This is a genomic window from Streptomyces sp. NPDC043878 (genome assembly GCF_056435735.1).
On sequence record NZ_JBWKDW010000008.1, the window covers coordinates 15,118 to 32,656 of the forward strand.

A 17,539-nucleotide genomic window follows, 5' to 3' on the forward strand; every position below is an offset into this window, starting at 1 on the left:
GAGGCGCACGCGCGCGCGTGCGTCGACGGACGCGGCTCGTACCCCTGTCGGCGGGGGTACGGGCCGTGCGGGTGTCAGGCGGTGTCGCGTCAGGTGGTGAGGGTCCGGCGCTGGTCGGCCGCGTATCTCATCGCGTGCTGGACCACGCCCACGAGGGTCTCCTTGACGGACTCGCGGTCGCGGGCGTCGCACAGCAGAAGGGGGACGTTGTCGTCCAGGTCCAGGGCCTGGCGGACGGCGTCCACCGGGTGACGGGCGGCGCCCTCGAAGCAGTTGACGCCGACGACGAAGGGGATGGCGCGCCGCTCGAAGTAGTCGACGGCGGCGAAGCAGTCCTCCAGACGGCGCGTGTCGGCAAGGACGACGGCTCCGAGGGCGCCCTCGGAGAGCTCGTCCCACATGAACCAGAACCGTTCCTGGCCGGGCGTGCCGAACAGATACAGCACCAGGTCCTCGCGGAGCGTGATGCGGCCGAAGTCCATGGCGACGGTGGTGGTGTGCTTGCCCTCCACACCCCGCGTGTCATCGACGGGGCGGCCGGCCTCAGTGAGGTACTCCTCGGTGCGCAGCGGCCTGATCTCGCTGACCGCGCCGACGAGCGTGGTCTTGCCCACACCGAAGCCGCCGGCCACCAGGATCTTGAGCGTGACGGGCTCGACCGGAGGCTTGCCGCGCTCAGAGCGCCCGAAGATCATCGATCTCTTCTCCTGCTTTATGGGGTGCGGGCGACGCCGGCCCGTGGCCCTGCGCCGCCGGGGGTCTCGATGGGGGGCGCGACGGCCGGAACGTCATGTCAGTCCCCCGCCTCCGCGCCGCTCACAGCGCCCGGAGTCCGTTGATCACGTCGCGCAGAATGTCCTCGTCCGGCAGCTCGGCCGGGGGGACGGGCCGGTTCACGTGCACGAACTCGCCGTGCACGAGGTCTCCGACGAGCACCCGGACCACTCCCACGGGCAGGTCGAGTCCGGCAGCCAGCTCCGCGACCGACTGCGGGGCCTCACGGCACAGTTCGACGATGTCCACGTGTTCCGGGGACAGCGAGTGGTCCGCCTCCGGATCGTCCGCCTCGGTCTCGGTGACGACCAGCGCGATGAGGTCGAGGCGGTGCTGGCCCGCACTGGTGGTGCGGCCGCGCGTCATGGCGTACGGACGTACGACGGGTCCGGCTTCGTCGTCGAACCAGTGGCTTCTTCCCTGACCGTCTGGGCTCATGTCATCCCACTACCCGCCCGAGGGCAGATCGGTGCGTGGAACGGCGCTCAGATGCACACCGACGCGCTTGACGAGGAGCGTCATCTCGTAGGCGACCTGCCCGACGTCCGAGTCGGCGTCGGAGAGGACGGCGAGGCAGCTGCCGTCGCCCGCCGCGGTCACGAACAGGAAGGCGTCGTCCAGTTCGACGACCGTCTGGCGCACGCTGCCGGCCTCGAAGTGGCGGCCGACGCCCTTGGCGAGGCTGTGGAACCCCGAGGCGACGGCCGCGAGGTGCTCGGCGTCCTCGCGGGACAGGTCCTTCGACACGCCGGTGGCCAGACCGTCGCCGGAGAGCACGACGGCCTTGCGGATGCTCGCGACACGGTCGACCAGGTCGTCCAGCAGCCAGTTGAGTTCACCGGACCCGCTGGTCGGCGTGCGGTCGGTCGGCTTCGGTGCGGTCATCGACCGTCCCCCTTTGTCGTTCCTTGCGGTGCCGCGCCGCTGTGGGCGTCGTCTGTCGTTCCTTGCGGTGCCGCGCCGCTGTGGGCGTCGTCTGTCGTTCCTTGCGGTGCCGCGCCGCTGTGGATGTCGTCGCCCGCGGCGTTCTCCTGGCGGCCGCGCTGCCAGCCGCGCTGGAGCGAGGCCATCCGGCTGCGTACCTCGTCGGCGTCCCGCTCGGCGGCCTCCGGTCTGTCCTGGGGGCGGCGCGCGGTGCTCTGTTTCAACTGCGGAGCGAGGCTGGCCTGCCGTACACGGCGGGGCAGGGCGGCCGTGCCGGAGTCCGTGCCCTGCGCGTCGGCGCCGGTGCTGGGGGTGCGCGGGTCGCGGGCGGGGCCGAGGCGGCCGGCCGGGTCGACGCTCCTCGCGGGTTCCGGGGCGCCGGGCGACGCGATCTCGGCGCGCCGGGTGCGCCTGGGGAGCGCGGGGGCGTCGTGATCGCCGGCGGGGTCCGGCTGTGTGGTGGCCGGAGTGTTCGTGAACTCGTCGGCGCGGTCGGCCACTCCGGTGCCGCGGCGCAGCGGCGCGGCGCCCCGGCGGCGGGAGGGCAGTGCGGCGGGCGGCCGCGGTCGGGCCGGGTCCGCCCCGGCCTCCTCCAGCTCCTCACGTCGGGCGCGTCCGGTGACGGGGCGTCCGTGGGAGCTGACCAGCTTGGGCGTCCTGCGGCGCGGCAGCGACAAGGTGGCGTCCGCGCGGTCGTCCGGGTTCGGGCCGCCGTCGGTGTCGGGTACCTCGCGCAGCGGCTCGCCGAGCCGGCCGCGCGTCTCGTCGGGCGCGCCGAGGAGCGCGTGCCGCGGGCGGAAGAGCCCACCGTGTTCGCCGTCCTCGTCGCCGAGCGCGCCCGGGAACCCCCCGACGGCGTCCAGGTCGACGGGCGCCTCCAGTTCGACCGGCCCGTTGAGGACCGGGACGGGCGGCCCCGACTGCGTGGACGCCTTGCTGAGCGAGGCCCGGTGCGCCTCCTCCAGCCGGGCTTCCTTCGAGGGCTGCGGCCGGTCGAGGCGGAAGCCGATGCCGTTGGTGTCCGGGACGTCGTCGGTGAGGAGCGCGTCCGGGATGAAGACGACGGCGGTGGTGCCGCCGTAGGGGGAGGGCTGGAGCGAGACGCGGACGTTCTGCCGCTGGGCGAGCCGGCTGACGACGAACAGGCCGAGCCGGTCGGTGTCCGACAGCTCGAACTCCGGTGTCTCGGCGAGCCGGAGGTTGGCGTCGAGCAGGGCGTCGGCCGCCATGCCGAGGCCTCGGTCGTTGATCTCCAGGGTGAAGCCGTTGGCGACGCGTTCGCCGATCACCTGGACGGCGGTGTGCGGCGGGGAGAACACGGTGGCGTTCTCCAGGAGTTCGGCCACGAGGTGGGTGAGGTCGGCGACCGCGGGGCCGGTCACGGCGACCCGGGGCAGCCTGCGGACCTCGATGCGCTCGTAGTCCTCCACCTCCGCCACGGCGGCCCGCACGACGTCCATGAGCTGGACGGGTTTGCGCCACTGCCGGGACGGGGCGGCTCCGGAGAGGATCACCAGGCCCTCGGCGTGCCGGCGCATACGGGTGGTGAGGTGGTCGAGGCGGAACAGGTCGGCGAGTTCGTCGGTGTCCTCGGTCCTGCGCTCCATGGTGTCGAGCAGGGTGAGCTGCTTGTGCAGCAGGACCTGGCTGCGGCGGGCGAGGTTGACGAAGACCTCGGAGACGCCGGCGCGGAGTTCGGCCTGCTTGACGGCGGCTTCGACGGCGGCCCGCTGGAGCGTGTTGAGCGCCTGGCCGACCTCGCCCATCTCGTTCCTGTCGTACTCCAGGCGCGGGACCTCGGTCTCCACGTCGACCTGTTCGCCCGCGGACAGGCGGCGCATCACGCTGGGCAGCCGCACCCCGGACGCCTCGTGCGCGTCCTGGCGCAGTTGCCTGAGGTCACGGATGAGGCCACGGCCGACGCGCACGGACAGGACGAGCGAGAAGAGCACCGCCACCAGTCCGAGCACGCCGACGACGGACGCCTTGACGATGACGCTGACGGCCGACGGCCGGACACGGTCCTGGTAGCGGTCGCCGGCCTGGTCGTCGAGGGTGGCCAGTTCGTCGAGCACGTTCCCGGCGGCGGCGTCCCAGTTCCTGGCGCTCACGGCGGCGTCGGCGGGGCCGGGCTCCGCGGAGACGACGTCCAGCTCGGCGGAGCGCAGGGGCGCGGTGGAGGCGTTCTCCCAGAAGTGCTCGTAGCGTTCACGCTCGGCCGGCGGCAGGACCGGCAGGCTGATGTCGTACATCAGGGTGCGCTGGGCCACCAGGTCGGACACCTGGCGGATCTCGCTCCGGGAGAGTTTCCCCACGACCAGGGCGGACCCGAGCAGGGCGTCCTCGCGGGAGAGCAGCTCGCGCGCGCGGGTCACGTTGACGAGGGCGCGGGCCTGCTTGTCGAGCTCCACGCTGTCGACGCCGTCGAGCGACGCCAGCAGGGCGTAGCAGGGGTCCACGAGCCGGTTGTAGAGGCCGAGGGCCCGCTCCCGGGACACCGTGCCCTCCCCGACACTGCGGCGCAGCGCGCCGAGGCCGTCGAAGGCGTCGAGGACGGCGGTGAGGCGTTCGGAGTCGTCGGCGTCCAGCGCGTCGCGGACGTCGGAGTTTTTCGTGTTGTCGCGGAACTTGCCGACGGCCGAGTCGGTGAGGCCCCGGGTGGTGCGCAGCGCCGAGAGCGCGTCCGCGGCCCGGGGATCGGCGAGGTAGACAAGAGTCTGACGGCGTTCCTGCTGCAGGCTCCGGACGGCGTCCTCGGCGGGGTAGCCGATCTTCTCCACGACGGAGGACACCTGGAACAGCTGGGTGACTTCCCGGCCTGTCAGTACCGTGGCGAAGCCCCAGATCGCGGCGAGGGACACCAGCGGCACGAGAAGCAGCGCCACGATCTTCCGGCGGATCGACTTCCCGCGAAAGCGCATGGCCTCCCCCAGCTCGACCCCCAGGGTCAGGGGGCACACATGTACGTCAACAAACGGCGCGAGCCTACTACTGCCGCACAGGTAACTCGAAGACCCGTCCGGAAGCCGAACTTCCGCATCCGGGACGAGACATGCGGAGTTGTCCGCTCATGGCGGGAGATGGCCTCCCACGACACGGCGACGGTGCCCGGAGCGGGTCGAACGCCCTGTCTGAGCAGTTGGCCGGAAATCTTCGCCCGGCGGGAATCTTGGAGGCGCTTCGTTCGTCTTTTCTACGGGAGTTGGGGGCGGAATCGGTCACAGGAGCCGCGTCTCGCAACCGGGGCAGCGTAAAACAGCGCAAGCCGGGCAGCCACTGAGAAGCCGGGTCTTCGGACACCGGGGCGACGGTCTGCTGGCGGTGGGGAGTGACACGTTGATGGGCACGGCGGAGCGGCGCGATGCGCCCGAAGGCGGCATGACGGCACAGTTGACGGCGGAGCGGAGTCCTGAGGCACCGGGTCTCGGCAGTGCGGTGTCCGGGCGTCCGGCGGTGGACGGACCTGGCGCCGGGGCGGACACGGGTGCCGGGAGAGACAGAAGTGCCCGGACGGACACGGGTGTTCCGGCGGAGACGGGTGCCGGGACGGCACGGCGTGAAGGGCTCCGGGAAACCAGGGCACGCGGCACGGCGGCGCGCGGGAGCGCGATAGGGGCCGGCGCGTACGACGACGCCGGGCAGGAGCGCCCGTCCCGGCAGCTGTGGGTGGAGGAACCTGCGCGGCGGCGGCGCATGCCGGACCCGGTGCGTACGGCGGCGGTGCGGGCGGTGCTCGTGATCTCGGTGACGCTGATCCAGGCGATGGTGGCCTTCCTGTGCACCATGGCCGGTTCCTGGCTGGCGTTCCCGATGGTGCTCAGCAGCGTGGCCAGCACGGTCGTGGCGACCTGGGCCGCGCTCGACGTCTGGGTGACGCGCCAGGTCTGGAACCAGCGCAACGGCGTGGTGTCCACGCCCAGCAGCACCGCGCGAGCCCTGCGGCGCGAGCGACGCAGGACCAGGCGGCACGCCCGGTCGACGGAGCGGGCCCAGGAGCGGATACGGCGGCAGGGCGGCACGGGGCAGCTGTCGCACCCCTGAGAGGTTGGCGGGCCGCCCGGGGACGGCGACACTCACTCGGACGGGGTGCGACCGGCGGGGTGGTTGCCCCCTGCCGTTGGCCGTCCGCCGGGACCGGTTTGCCGGCGCCCCTGGCCGGCGGGGTGGCGGTCAGGGGCGGCCTCGGGCGGCGAGGTGGCGGTCGGAGTACGCCCGGACGGGTAGTCGCGGGTGGCCTCGGCCGGCGGGGTGGTCCGGGGTCCCGGCCGGCGGGTCAGAGTGCGTCGGACCGCACCCGGCCCTTCTCCCCCGGCCGGTCTTCCTCCCGTGCCAGTTCGCGGCGCGTGCGCATGAACGGGCGGGGGCGGTTCACGGCGAGCACGGCGGTCGTACGTCCGTCCCGTTCGTAGAGCGCGAGGAAGCCGTCCTCCGCGGGCGCGCCGCCCGACAGGGCGCCCTCGGTGACGCGCACGGTGTCACCGGGTCCGCGTCGGCCGGCGAACTGGATGCGTGCCCCGTACTGGTCCGACCAGAAGTACGGCAGCGACCGCGCGGTCTCCCGCGCACGCCCGGCGAGCAGGTTGGCCACGGCGACCCTGGGCTGCTCCGTGGCGGAGGTCCAGTGCTCGGCCCGGTGACCGCCGACGCGGGCGACGTCACCCACGGCGACCACCTGGGGCAGGGCCGTCATACAGCCGTCGTCGCACAGGACGCCGTCCCGCAGGGCGAGCGTCGAACCCGCCAGCCAGGTGGTGTTGGGGGTGGCGCCGATACCGACGATCACGATCTCGGCGGGCAGGAGGCGGCCGTCGGCGAGTTCCACGCCGGTGACAGCTTCCGTGCCGCGCAGCCCCGCGACTCCGGTACCCGTGACCAGCTCCGCGCCGCCCCGGCGGTGCAGGGCGGCGCACACGGCGGCCATCTCCGCGCCGAGTTGGGGCACGAGCGGCAGCGGGGCGGCTTCGACGACGGTGACCGCGTGACCGAGAGCGGTACAGGAGGAGGCGGTCTCGGCGCCGATGAACCCACCGCCGATGACCACGACTTCGCGTGGTCCCCGGGTGAGTTCGTCGCGCAGGGCACGGGCGTCGTCCAGGGTGCGCAGCGTGTGCACTCCGGGCAGGGCGGCGCCCGGCAGGCGGCGCGCCGAGGCGCCGGTGGCGATGACGACGCCGTCGGTCGACACGGTACGGCCGTCGTCCAGCAGCACGGTGCGGCCCCGGGAGTCGAGGCCGCGGGCCCGGACGCCCAGGCGCCATTCGGCGTCCAGTCCGGCGAGGTCGTCGGCGTCGGTGAGGGCGAGGTGGTCCTCGTCCGCACGGCCGGTGAGGAAGTCCTTGGAGAGGGGAGGCCGGTCATAGGGACGGTGCGGCTCGTCGCCGACGATCACCAGACGTCCGTCGAAGCCCTGGGCCCGCAGTTCCCGGGCCGCGTAGACACCGGAGAGGGAGGCTCCGACGACGGTCACGGTCCTCATGCGGTGCGGCTCCTCTCGCGGCTGGGTGCGGGCGCCTCCCGGCTCGGTGCGGAGGCGTCCCGGCTCGGTGCGGAGGCGTCCCGGCTCGGTGCGGAGGCGTCCCGGCTCGGTGCGGACGCCGAGGACGCGGCGCGGGACCGGCCCGCCTCTCGGGCCCGTTCCGTGAGGCCGGGGTGTTCCGTGAGGCCGGGGTGTTCCGTGCGGCCGGGCGCCGCGAGACCAGGGAGCGTGCGGCGCGGCACCGCGAGACCAGGCGTCGCGAGTCCGACGTGGCGGACCGTCGGCGTCGGACGGGCGATGCGGGGGCCCACCCGTGTCGGGCGGGCGATGCGGGGGCCCACCCGTGTCGGGTGGCCGTTGCCGCGAGCCGTCGTGCCCCGCGCGTCGGGGGTGTTCATGCGGCGGTCCCCTCCTGCGCGTCCGGGTGGACGTGGATGACGCCGTCCTCGACGGTGACGCGATGGGTGCGGACGGGGCGGCGGGCCGGGAGGCAGGTCGGCCGGCCGGTGCGGAGATCGAACGATGCCGCGTGCAGCGGGCATTCGACCAGACAGCCCTCCAGCCAGCCCTCGGAGAGGGAGGCGTCCTGGTGGGTGCAGGTGTCGTCGATGGCGTACAACTCGCCGTCATCGGTGCGGAACACGGCGACGGGTGGCGTCGTCTCCAGACGGACGGACTCACCCTCGGGGAGGTCTTCGAGGCGGCAGACAGGAATCATGGGCCCCCCTCTCGGTCCGGGACACGCGGTCCGGAACCGACTCGGTCCAGGCAGTCGGGCAGTCGGGCAGTTCAGGAGCACCGGACCGCCGTTGGTCCGGACCGTCCGGTCCCGTTCCGGGCTGCGCAGCCCTTCCGGGATCAGGACCCTTCGGTAACATGATGTTTCGCATGGCGCATGAGCAAGCGCTGTGCGCAACAGAATCCGGGCGGGACGACCGTCACGTCAAGGGTTTCCCGCAGATGCGGCCCAAACCGGGCCGACAGGTGGTGAGAGTCGAGCCATGACCCGCACGCAGAAGCAGTCCGACCCCGGCGACGAGCATGCCGAGGAGCCGGCGGAACCGAGGAGTTCCGGGAAGCGGTCGTCACCCGGGACCACGGCGCAGCAGGGCGGCCGCGGCGCGGCGAGCGCCGTGCAGTCGGTGGACCGCGCCGTGAGCGTGCTGGAGATCCTGGCCTGGCACGGCGAGGCGGGTGTCACGGAGATCGCCGAGGAGCTGGACGTGCACAAGTCCACCGCGTTCCGCCTGCTCGGCGTGTTGGAGAACCGCGGCCTGGTGGCGCAGGCCAAGGACCGCGGCAAGTACTACCTGGGGGCCGGCGTGCTGCGCCTGGCCGGAGCGGCGGCCGTACGGCTGGACATCTCGCAGGAGGGCGTGCCGGTCTGCCGGGAACTCGCCGACGAGCTGGGCGAGACGGTCAACATCGCGGTCCTGGACGACGACGCGGCGGTCAACATCATGCAGGCCCGGGGCACCGCCTCGGTGACGGCGCAGAACTGGCTGGGCAGACGCACCCCGCTGCACGCCACCTCCAGTGGCAAGGTGCTGCTCGCGCACATGCCGCCGACCCTGCGCGAAGGCCTGCTGGCCCGCACCCTGCCACGTTTCACGGAACGCACCATCACAGGTTCGTCGGTGCTGCGCGGCGAGCTGGAGGCGGTGGTCGAGCAGGGGTACGGCCTCACGGTCGAGGAGCTGGAGTTGGGGCTTGCGGCGGTGGCGGTCCCGATCAGGGCGCACGACGGCAAGGTCATCGCCGCGATCAGCGTCTCGGGGCCGGTGTACCGCCTCAACGGCGACCGGCTGCCCGAGGTGGCGAAGCGCACGGTGGCGGCCGGGGCGGAGCTGTCCCGACGGATGGGCTACGGCTTCTGACGCACCCCGGGTGGCCCCGGACCGCCAGGCTCCCAGGCCACCCCAGACCCTCAGGCCCCAAAGCCCTCAGGCCCCCAAACCCTCAGGCCCCACAAGGCTCCGGCGCACCCAGGGCACCCGAGACACCACGACCACCGAACGCACCGAACGCACCGAACGCACCGACAGCCACAGAAAGCACCCCGACGCATCCACACCGCACGGCGGACACGGCGCGGGACCGGTACTTCCCTGGTCCCGCGCCGTTGTGTGTCCGGCACGTTTCGCCCGTCCCGTTCCTTTTGCCAAGGGTTAACTCGCACCTCTTGACGGCCACTCGGTGGCGTTCTCAGTATGTTCCTCATCGCGCAACCCATCGTGCATTGCGCAACAGCAGAGGAGCCTGTCGTGCCACACGAGGTCCGTGCCGTAGTCGCTGTCAGGAAGGGCGCACCCGTCGAGGTGCGGACGATCGTCGTCCCCGATGCCGGTCCCGGCGAGGTGCTCGTCACCGTCCAGGCCTGCGGGGTCTGCCACACGGACCTGCACTACCGGGAGGGTGCGATCACGGACGACTTCCCCTTCCTCCTCGGCCACGAGGCGGCCGGCACGATCGAGGCGGTCGGCGAGGGCGTCACCGACCTCGAACCCGGCGACTACGTGGTCCTCGCGTGGCGCGCCCCCTGCGGCACCTGCCGCTCCTGTCGCCGCGGCCGCCCCTGGTACTGCTTCGACTCCCGCAACGCCACCCAGCCGATGACCCTCCTCGACGGCACCCCGCTCACCAACGCCCTCGGCATCGGCGCGTTCGCCGAGAAGACGCTGGTCGCGGCGGGACAGGCGGTGAGGATCGACCCGGCCGCCCGCCCCGAGGCCGCCGGGCTCATCGGCTGCGGGGTGATGGCCGGCTACGGCGCGGCCGTGAACACGGGCAACGTGGGCCGCGGCGACTCGGTCGCGGTGATCGGCTGCGGCGGCGTCGGCGACGCGGCCATCGCCGGTGCGTGCCTCAACGGCGCCATGAAGGTCATCGCGATCGACATCGACGACAAGAAACTCGACCAGGCCGAGAAGTTCGGCGCCACGCACACCGTCAACGCCAGGGGCACCGATCCGGTCGAGGCGGTCCGCGCCCTCACCGACGGTTTCGGCGTGGACCTCGCGATCGACGCGGTGGGCAGTCCGGAGACCTTCCTCCAGGCGTTCGCGATGCGCGACCACGCGGGCACGCTCGTCCAGGTCGGCGTGCCCTCCCCCGAGATGAAGGTCGAACTCCCGCTGATCGACGTGTTCTCGCGGGGCGGCGCCATCAAGGCGAGCTGGTACGGCGACTGCCTGCCGAGCCGCGACTTCCCGTACCTCATCGACCAGTACCTCTACGGGCTGCTGGACCTCAACGCGTTCGTGAGCGAGACGATCGCCCTCGACCAGGTCGAGGAGGCGTTCGCCAAGATGCGCCGGGGTGAGGTGCTGCGCTCGGTGGTGGTCCTGTGAGTGCCCGCGGAGCCGTACGGGTGGAGCGCGTCGTCACCTCCGGCACCTTCAGCCTCGACGGCGAGACGTTCGACGTGGACAACAACGTCTGGCTGGTCGGCGACGACGCGGAGGTGCTGGTCGTCGACGCCGCCCACGACGCCGGCGCGATCCACGCGGCGGTCGCCGGACGGCACGTCACCGCGATCGCCTGCACCCACGGACACGACGACCACGTCGGCGCGGCGGCCGAACTCTCCCGCCTGACCGGCGCCCCCGTACTCCTGCATCCCGGCGACAACGAGTTGTGGTCCCACACCCACCCCACCCGCGAGCCGGACGGGGAGCTGACCGACGGCCGTATCCTCACGGTCGCCGGGATCGAACTCCAGGTGATCCACAACCCGGGTCACACCTGGGGCAGTTGCTCGCTGCACGCCCCGTTCCTGAACACGGTCTTCACCGGCGACACCCTCTTCCACGGCGGCCCGGGCGCGACCGGCCGCTCCTACTCCGACCGACCCACCATCGAGGCGTCCCTCCGCAACCGGCTGCTCATCCTGCCCGGCGACACGGTCGTGCGGACCGGGCACGGCCAGGACACGACGATCGCCGGCGAACGACCCCACGTCCCCACCCCCTGAGCACGGCCCCCCAGAAGCGCGTCCGCTCCCCACCCCGGCAAGGAGGGGCATGTCCAGCACGCCCGAAACCCGCCCGAACGGTCCGCAGGTCGTCATCATCGGCGCCGGCATCGTCGGCTGCTCGCTCGCCGACGAGCTGACCGCCCGCGGCTGGACCGACGTCACCGTCCTCGAACAGGGCCCCCTGCCCGCGCCCGGCGGTTCCACCTCGCACGCGCCCGGTCTCGTCTTCCAGACCAGCCCCTCCAGGACACTCACGGCACTGGCCCGGTACACGGTCGAGAAGTTCGGCTCGCTGCGGGCCGACGGCGCCCCGTGCTTCCACCAGGTCGGCGGCCTGGAGCTGGCCACCACCCCGGAACGCCTCACCGACCTGCACCGCAAGGCCGGATACGCCGCCGCCTGGGGCGTCCGCGGCGAGGTCGTCGGCCCCGCCCGCTGCAAGGAACTGTGGCCGCTCATCGACGCGTCGGTGGTCCTCGGCGGCTTCCACACCCCCGACGACGGCCTGGCCCGTGCCCTGCCCGCGGCCCGCGCCCAGCTGGAACGGGCCACCGGGCGGGGCGCCCGCTTCCTGGACCGCCACACGGTCACCGGCATCGAGAAGGAGAACGGCCGCGTCACCGGCGTCGTCACCGACCGGGGCGTGTTCCCGGCCGACCACGTCGTCTCCGCGGCCGGCTTCTGGGGCCCGGTCGTCGGCCGTATGGCCGGGGTCGACGTGCCCCTGCAACCGCTCGCGCACCAGTACGCGCGGACGCGGCCGCTCGCCGCCCTGCGGGACCACGAGGCGGAGGCCACCCGGCCGATCCTCCGTCACCAGGACCGCGACCTGTACTTCCGCGAGCACACCGACCGCATCGGCATCGGCTCCTACGCCCACCGGCCGCTGCCCGTCGACCCGTTCGCGGTCCCGCCCTACGACGAGGCCCGCGCCCGCAACATGGACATGCCGTCCTCGTTCCCGTTCACGACGGAGGACTGGGCCCCGAGCTGGGACGACTGCCGCCGGCTGATCCCGGCCCTGCGCGAGTCGGAGATCGAGGAGGGATTCAACGGCGTCTTCTCCTTCACCCCCGACGGCATGCCCCTCCTCGGCGAGACCCGGCAGCTGCGCGGCTTCTGGCTGGCCGAGGCCGTCTGGGTCACCCACTCCGCCGGCGTGGCCAGGGCCGTCGCCGAGTGGATGGTCGACGGGCGCCCGTCCCTCGACCTGCACGAGTGCGACCTCACGCGCTTCGAGGAGGCGCAGCGTTCACCGTCGTACGTCCGTGAACGCGGTTCACAGCAGTTCGTCGAGGTGTACGACGTGCTGCACCCCCTCCAGCCGATGGAGCAGCCGCGGCCCCTGCGCGTCAGCCCCTTCCACGTCCGGCAGCAGCAGTTGGGCGCGCGGTTCCTGGAGGGCGGCGGCTGGGAACGGCCGCACTGGTACGAGGCCAACGCCCCCCTCGTCGACGCCCTGGACCCGCTCCCCGAGCGCGACGCCTGGTCCGCCCGCTACTGGTCGCCCGTCGCGGCCGCGGAGGCGAAGGCCACCCGCGAGAGGGTCGCCCTGTACGACATGACCCCCCTGCGGCGGCTGGAGGTCACCGGCCCCGGCGCCCTCGACTTCCTCTCCCGCATGACGACCAACAACCTCCGCAAGAAGCCCGGAGCCGTCACCTACACCCTGCTGCTGGACGAGACGGGCGGCATCCGTTCCGACCTGACCGTGGCGCGCCTGGCCCCCGACCGTTTCCAGATCGGTGCGAACTCCCCCGCCGACCTCGACTGGCTCACCCGGCACGCGCCGGAGGGCGTGCAGGTCAGGGACGTCACCTCCGGCACCTGCTGCGTCGGCGTCTGGGGTCCGCTGGCCCGCGACCTCGTCCAGCCGCTCACCCGGGACGACTTCTCGCACGAGGGGTTCGGTTACTTCCGGGCGAAGGAGACCCACCTCGGGCACGTCCCGGTCACAGCCATGCGCCTGTCGTACGTCGGAGAGCTGGGCTGGGAGCTGTACACCACGGCCGACCTGGGCCTGCGCCTCTGGGACACGCTGTGGGAGGCCGGCCGGCACCTCGGTGTGGTCGCGGCCGGCCGCTCCGCCTTCAACTCCCTGCGCCTGGAGAAGGGTTACCGCGCCTGGGGCGTCGACATGACCGACGAGCACAACCCCTACGAGGCGGGCGTCGGTTTCGCCGTCCGCACGGACAAGGAGTTCGTGGGCCGCGCCGCGCTCGACGACGCCCCGGTGACCCGCAGGCTCACCCCGCTGCTCCTCGACGATTCCGCCGCCGTGGTCCTCGGCAAGGAGCCGGTGTTCGTGGACGGCGCCCCCGCCGGTTACGTGACCAGCGCCTCGTACGGCTACACGCTCGGCCGCTGCGTCGCGTACGCCTGGCTGCCGGCCGGCCTGACGACCGGCAGCGGCGTGCACATCGAGTACTTCGGCCGGAGACTCCCCGCGACCGTCGCCGAGGAGCCGCTCTTCGACCCGAAGATGACCCGCATCCGCCGCTAGGCACTCCCAGGAGGCCCACGTGTCACCCACCTACGACGTGATCGTCATCGGTCTCGGCGGCATGGGCAGCGCCGCCGCCCATCACCTGTCCGCCCGCGGCGCCCGTGTGCTGGGCCTGGAGAAGTTCGGCCCCGTGCACAACCGGGGCTCCAGCCACGGCGGTTCACGCATCACCCGGCAGTCCTACTTCGAGGACCCGGCGTACGTCCCCCTGCTGCTGCGCGCCTACGAGCTGTACGAGGAACTGGAGCGGGCCACCGGCCGGGAGATCGCGATCCTGACCGGCGGCGTGATGGTCGGTCCGCCCGACTCGCGGACCGTGTCCGGCTCCCTGCTCTCCGCGCGCCGGTGGGACCTGCCCCACGAGATGCTGGACGCGAAGGAGATCCGCCGCCGGTTCCCGACGCTCGCGCCGAAGGACGACGAGGTGGCGCTGTACGAGAGGAAGGCGGGTCTCCTGCGCCCCGAGAACACCGTCGCCGCGCACCTCCAGCTCGCCACCCGGCAGGGCGCCGACCTGCACTTCGAGGAGCCGATGACCCGCTGGGAGCCGTACCGGGACGGGGTGCGGGTGCACACGGCGGAGAACACGTACACGGCGGGCCGGCTGGTGATCTGCCCGGGAGCGTGGGCGCCGCAGCTGCTGACGGATCTCGGTGTTTCCTTCACCATCGAGCGGCAGGTCATGTACTGGTTCCAGCCGGCCGGCGCAACCGCGCGCTTCCTGCCCGAGCGGCACCCGGTCTACATCTGGGAGAACACGGCCGGCGTCCAGGTCTACGGCTTCCCCGCCATCGACGGACCGGACCTCGGTGCCAAGGTCGCGTTCTTCCGCAAGGGCGACGTGACCACCCCCGAGACCATCGACCGGACGGTCCACCCTGAGGAGATCGCGGCGATGGCGGACCACATGTCCGGCTGCGTCCCCGACCTCCCCGGCACCTTCCTCAAGGCCGCGACCTGCATGTACTCCAACACCCCCGACGAACACTTCGTGATCGCCCAGCACCCGGCCCACCCCGAGTCGGTCACCGTTGCCTGCGGGTTCTCCGGGCACGGCTTCAAGTTCGTGCCCGTCGTCGGCGAGATCCTCGCCGACCTGGCCCTGACCGGCACCACCGACCATCCCGTCGGGCTGTTCGACCCCGCCCGCCTCGCCGCCGCGCCCGCCTGAGGAGCACGCCCGTGACGACGACCCCCGTCTCCCCCAGCCTGATCGCCACCCTCCCCGGGCACCACTACACCGACCCGGAACTCTTCCGCCAGGAGCAGGAACACATCTTCGAGTCCATGTGGTTCTGCGCCGTCCGCGGCGCAGACCTCGCCGGACCGGGCGCCTTCCGCACGGTCCAGGTCGGCCGCGAGAGCGTGATCGTCACCCGGACCCGCACCGGTGAGCTGCGCGCCTTCCTCAACATCTGCCGCCATCGCGGGGCCCGGCTGTGCACGGAGGAGTCCGGCGCGGTCCGGCGCACCCTCCAGTGCCCGTACCACGCGTGGACGTACGACCTGGAGGGCAAGCTCGTCGCCGCGCCCAACCTGATCAACATGCCGGACGTGGACCGGGTCGCGTACGGCCTGGTCAGGGTGGCCCTGCGCGAGTGGCTCGGCTACGCCTGGGTGTGCCTGGCCGACGAACCCCCCTCCTTCGAGGCGACGGTGATCGGCGCCGCCGTCGAACGGCTCGGCGACGCGGCCGCGATCGAGCACTACGGCACCGAGAACCTCACCCTCGGCAGGCGGATCGTCTACGACGTGAGGGCGAACTGGAAGCTGATCGTCGAGAACTTCATGGAGTGCTACCACTGCGCGACCATCCACCCCGAACTCACCGACGTGCTGCCCGAGTTCGCGGACGGCTACGCGGCCCAGTACTACGTGGGCCACGGCGCCGAGTTCGGCGAGGAGATCAGGGGGTTCACCGTCGACGGCAGCGAGGGCTTCGCCACGCTGCCCGCGCTCTCCGCCGACCAGGACCGCCGCTACTACGCCATCACCGTGAAGCCGACGGTGTTCGTCAACCTCGTACCGGACCATGTGATCCTGCACCGCATGTTCCCGCTGGCCGAGGACCGCACGGTGGTGGAGTGCGACTGGCTGTACGCGCCGGAGGTCGTCGCGTCGGGGGCGGACCTGTCCAAGTCGGTCGAACTGTTCCACCGGGTCAACGAGCAGGACTTCGAGGCCTGCGAACGGACGCAGCCCGCCATGGCGTCGCGGGCGTACCGCAACGGTGGTGTGCTGGTCCCCAACGAGCACCACATCGGGATCTTCCACGAGTGGGTCCTGGAGAAGCTGGGAGGCGGCCGTGCCGGATCTGTTCATTGACGGTGAGTGGCGGGGGGCGGTCGACGAACGCACCCGGGAGATCCGCTGTCCCGCCGACGGCTCCCTGGTGGGTGTGGTGGACGAGGCGGGCGGCAAGGACACCGTGGAGGCCGTCGCGGCCGCGCGCCGCGCCTTCGACGACGGGCCCTGGCCACGGACCTCCCCCGGCGAACGCGGTGACCTGCTGCTGCGCGTCGCCGACCTGCTCGTGCGCGACAAGGACGTGCTGGCCCGGGCCGAGTCCCTGGACACCGGCAAGCGGCTGGTCGAGAGCGAGTACGACATCGACGACATCGCGAACTGCTTCCGCTACTTCGGGCGCCTGGTCGCGAGCGAGACCGGGCGGGTCGTCGACACGGGGACGGAGGGCGTGGACAGCCGGGTCGTGTACGAACCGGTCGGCGTCTGCGCGCTCATCACCCCCTGGAACTACCCGCTGCTGCAGACCGCGTGGAAGGTCGCCCCGGCCCTCGCCGCCGGCAACACCTTCGTGCTCAAGCCCAGCGAGCTGACCCCGCACACCGCGATCCACCTGCTGCGGCTGCTGGCGGAGGCCGGACTGCCGCCGGGGGGCGGCAACCTGGTCCTCGGCGCCGGCCCCGAGGCGGGCGCCCCCCTCGGCGACCACCCGGACGTCGACCTGATCTCCTTCACCGGGGGCCTGCAGACCGGCCGCCGGCTGATGGCCGCCGCGTCCGGGACGGTGAAGAAGGTCGCGCTCGAACTCGGCGGCAAGAACCCCAACATCGTGTTCGCCGACGCCGACTTCGACACGGCCGTCGACATGGCGCTGACGGCCGTGTTCCTGCACTCGGGTCAGGTCTGTTCCGCGGGCGCGCGGCTGCTGGTGGAGGACTCGCTGCACGACCGGTTCGTGGACGAGGTCGTACGGCGTGCGTCGCGGATCCGGCTCGGGGGTCCGTTCGACGAGCGGGCGCAGACCGGGCCGCTGATCTCGGCGGCGCACCGGGACAAGGTCGAGGCCTATGTGGCCAGGGGGCTGGCGGAGGGTGCGGTGCTGCGCTGCGGCGGCGCGCGTCCGTCCGGGCCGGGCCTGGAGGACGGCTTCTACTACCCGCCCACCGTGCTGGACGAGTGCGCCGCCGGCATGACGGTGGTCCGGGAGGAGTCCTTCGGGCCGGTGCTGACCGTCGAACGTTTCACCACGGAGGACGAGGCGCTGCGCCTGGCCAACGACACGATCTACGGGCTCGCCGGCGCCGTGTGGACGAGCGACGAGGCCAGGGCGGCCCGGGTCGTGGCACGGCTGCGGCTCGGCACCGTCTGGATCAACGACTACCACCCCTATGTGCCACAGGCGGAGTGGGGCGGTTTCAAGCAGTCCGGCACCGGACGCGAACTGGGTCCCTCCGGGCTCGCCGAGTACCGCGAGGCGAAGCACATCTGGCGCAACACGGCCCCCGCGCCCCAGGGCTGGTTCGCCTGACGGCTCCCCCGGGCACCGCGTATCCGCCCCCCGACCCCACACCCCCCACGTACCGTCTCCCCCACCGATCCAGGCACCCGCACCGAGCCGCTCCATCCCCTCCTCCAGGCC

The 17,539-nt window shown here is 72.5% G+C and carries 14 protein-coding genes; 8 read left to right on the top strand and 6 right to left on the bottom strand.

Annotation, left to right across the window (positions count from 1 at the left end; translation table 11 throughout):
• Positions 1 to 89: 89 nt before the first annotated feature.
• From AC07AZ_RS13180 to AC07AZ_RS13195, 4 genes are all read right to left on the bottom strand, one after another.
• Positions 90 to 695 carry a GTP-binding protein gene (locus AC07AZ_RS13180; protein ID WP_478846939.1) on the bottom strand — a complete coding sequence of 202 codons (606 nt, stop codon included), beginning with the start codon at positions 693 to 695 and terminating at the stop codon, positions 90 to 92.
• Between the two features lie 121 nt (positions 696 to 816).
• Complete coding sequence (locus AC07AZ_RS13185) at positions 817 to 1,212, bottom strand: DUF742 domain-containing protein (protein ID WP_478846941.1); 396 nt, start codon at positions 1,210 to 1,212, stop codon at positions 817 to 819.
• Between the two features lie 9 nt (positions 1,213 to 1,221).
• Entirely contained in the window at positions 1,222 to 1,659 is a 438-nt protein-coding gene (locus AC07AZ_RS13190; protein ID WP_478846943.1) for a roadblock/LC7 domain-containing protein, read from the bottom strand.
• A complete protein-coding gene (locus AC07AZ_RS13195) occupies positions 1,656 to 4,619 on the bottom strand; it encodes a sensor histidine kinase (protein ID WP_478846945.1) in 2,964 nt (987 codons plus the stop codon). The genes AC07AZ_RS13190 and AC07AZ_RS13195 overlap by 4 nt, the downstream gene beginning before the upstream one ends.
• Positions 4,620 to 5,037: 418 nt before the next feature.
• Here AC07AZ_RS13195 and AC07AZ_RS13200 point away from each other — a divergent pair, with 418 nt between their 5' ends.
• Positions 5,038 to 5,739 (top strand): hypothetical protein, encoded by a 702-nt coding sequence (locus AC07AZ_RS13200; RefSeq protein WP_478846947.1) that lies wholly within the window; start codon positions 5,038 to 5,040, stop codon positions 5,737 to 5,739.
• A 232-nt stretch (positions 5,740 to 5,971) separates the two neighbouring features.
• Here AC07AZ_RS13200 and AC07AZ_RS13205 read toward each other — a convergent pair whose 3' ends face one another.
• On the bottom strand, positions 5,972 to 7,174 hold the full coding sequence (locus AC07AZ_RS13205; RefSeq protein WP_478846949.1) for an NAD(P)/FAD-dependent oxidoreductase: 1,203 nt from the start codon (positions 7,172 to 7,174) through the stop codon (positions 5,972 to 5,974).
• Positions 7,175 to 7,568: 394 nt separating this feature from the next.
• Entirely contained in the window at positions 7,569 to 7,892 is a 324-nt protein-coding gene (locus AC07AZ_RS13210) for a bifunctional 3-phenylpropionate/cinnamic acid dioxygenase ferredoxin subunit (protein ID WP_478846951.1), read from the bottom strand.
• Positions 7,893 to 8,307: 415 nt separating this feature from the next.
• On the opposite strand from AC07AZ_RS13210, the gene AC07AZ_RS13215 reads away from it, so the two are divergent.
• The 7 genes from AC07AZ_RS13215 to AC07AZ_RS13245 all read left to right on the top strand — a co-directional run bounded on the left by AC07AZ_RS13215 (position 8,308) and on the right by AC07AZ_RS13245 (position 17,428).
• Positions 8,308 to 9,051, top strand: coding sequence for an IclR family transcriptional regulator (locus AC07AZ_RS13215; protein WP_478847369.1), 744 nt, complete (start codon positions 8,308 to 8,310; stop codon positions 9,049 to 9,051).
• A 387-nt stretch (positions 9,052 to 9,438) separates the two neighbouring features.
• Complete coding sequence (locus tag AC07AZ_RS13220) at positions 9,439 to 10,524, top strand: S-(hydroxymethyl)mycothiol dehydrogenase (RefSeq protein WP_478846953.1); 1,086 nt, start codon at positions 9,439 to 9,441, stop codon at positions 10,522 to 10,524.
• Positions 10,521 to 11,147: an MBL fold metallo-hydrolase gene (locus AC07AZ_RS13225; RefSeq protein WP_478846955.1), complete on the top strand. Its 627-nt coding sequence runs from the start codon at positions 10,521 to 10,523 to the stop codon at positions 11,145 to 11,147. The genes AC07AZ_RS13220 and AC07AZ_RS13225 overlap by 4 nt, the downstream gene beginning before the upstream one ends.
• A 49-nt stretch (positions 11,148 to 11,196) precedes the next feature.
• Positions 11,197 to 13,653, top strand: a complete 2,457-nt coding sequence (locus AC07AZ_RS13230) for a GcvT family protein (RefSeq protein WP_478846957.1) — start codon at positions 11,197 to 11,199, stop codon at positions 13,651 to 13,653.
• Positions 13,654 to 13,672: 19 nt separating this feature from the next.
• Positions 13,673 to 14,827: an N-methyl-L-tryptophan oxidase gene (gene solA, locus AC07AZ_RS13235; RefSeq protein WP_478846959.1), complete on the top strand. Its 1,155-nt coding sequence runs from the start codon at positions 13,673 to 13,675 to the stop codon at positions 14,825 to 14,827.
• 11 nt (positions 14,828 to 14,838) lie between these two features.
• A complete protein-coding gene (locus AC07AZ_RS13240) occupies positions 14,839 to 15,981 on the top strand; it encodes an aromatic ring-hydroxylating oxygenase subunit alpha (protein WP_478846961.1) in 1,143 nt (380 codons plus the stop codon).
• Positions 15,962 to 17,428: an aldehyde dehydrogenase family protein gene (locus tag AC07AZ_RS13245; protein ID WP_478846963.1), complete on the top strand. Its 1,467-nt coding sequence runs from the start codon at positions 15,962 to 15,964 to the stop codon at positions 17,426 to 17,428. Before AC07AZ_RS13240 ends, AC07AZ_RS13245 begins: the two co-directional genes overlap by 20 nt.
• Positions 17,429 to 17,539 lie beyond the last annotated feature (111 nt).

Coding starts and splice junctions, on each gene's coding strand:
- AC07AZ_RS13230 (WP_478846957.1), top strand. CDS start 11,197: ATGTCCAGCACGCCCGAAACCCGCCCGAACGGTCCGCAGGTCGTCATC.
- AC07AZ_RS13180 (WP_478846939.1), bottom strand. CDS start 695: ATGATCTTCGGGCGCTCTGAGCGCGGCAAGCCTCCGGTCGAGCCCGTC.
- AC07AZ_RS13185 (WP_478846941.1), bottom strand. CDS start 1,212: ATGAGCCCAGACGGTCAGGGAAGAAGCCACTGGTTCGACGACGAAGCC.
- AC07AZ_RS13190 (WP_478846943.1), bottom strand. CDS start 1,659: ATGACCGCACCGAAGCCGACCGACCGCACGCCGACCAGCGGGTCCGGT.
- AC07AZ_RS13195 (WP_478846945.1), bottom strand. CDS start 4,619: ATGCGCTTTCGCGGGAAGTCGATCCGCCGGAAGATCGTGGCGCTGCTT.
- AC07AZ_RS13210 (WP_478846951.1), bottom strand. CDS start 7,892: ATGATTCCTGTCTGCCGCCTCGAAGACCTCCCCGAGGGTGAGTCCGTC.
- AC07AZ_RS13200 (WP_478846947.1), top strand. CDS start 5,038: ATGGGCACGGCGGAGCGGCGCGATGCGCCCGAAGGCGGCATGACGGCA.
- AC07AZ_RS13205 (WP_478846949.1), bottom strand. CDS start 7,174: ATGAGGACCGTGACCGTCGTCGGAGCCTCCCTCTCCGGTGTCTACGCG.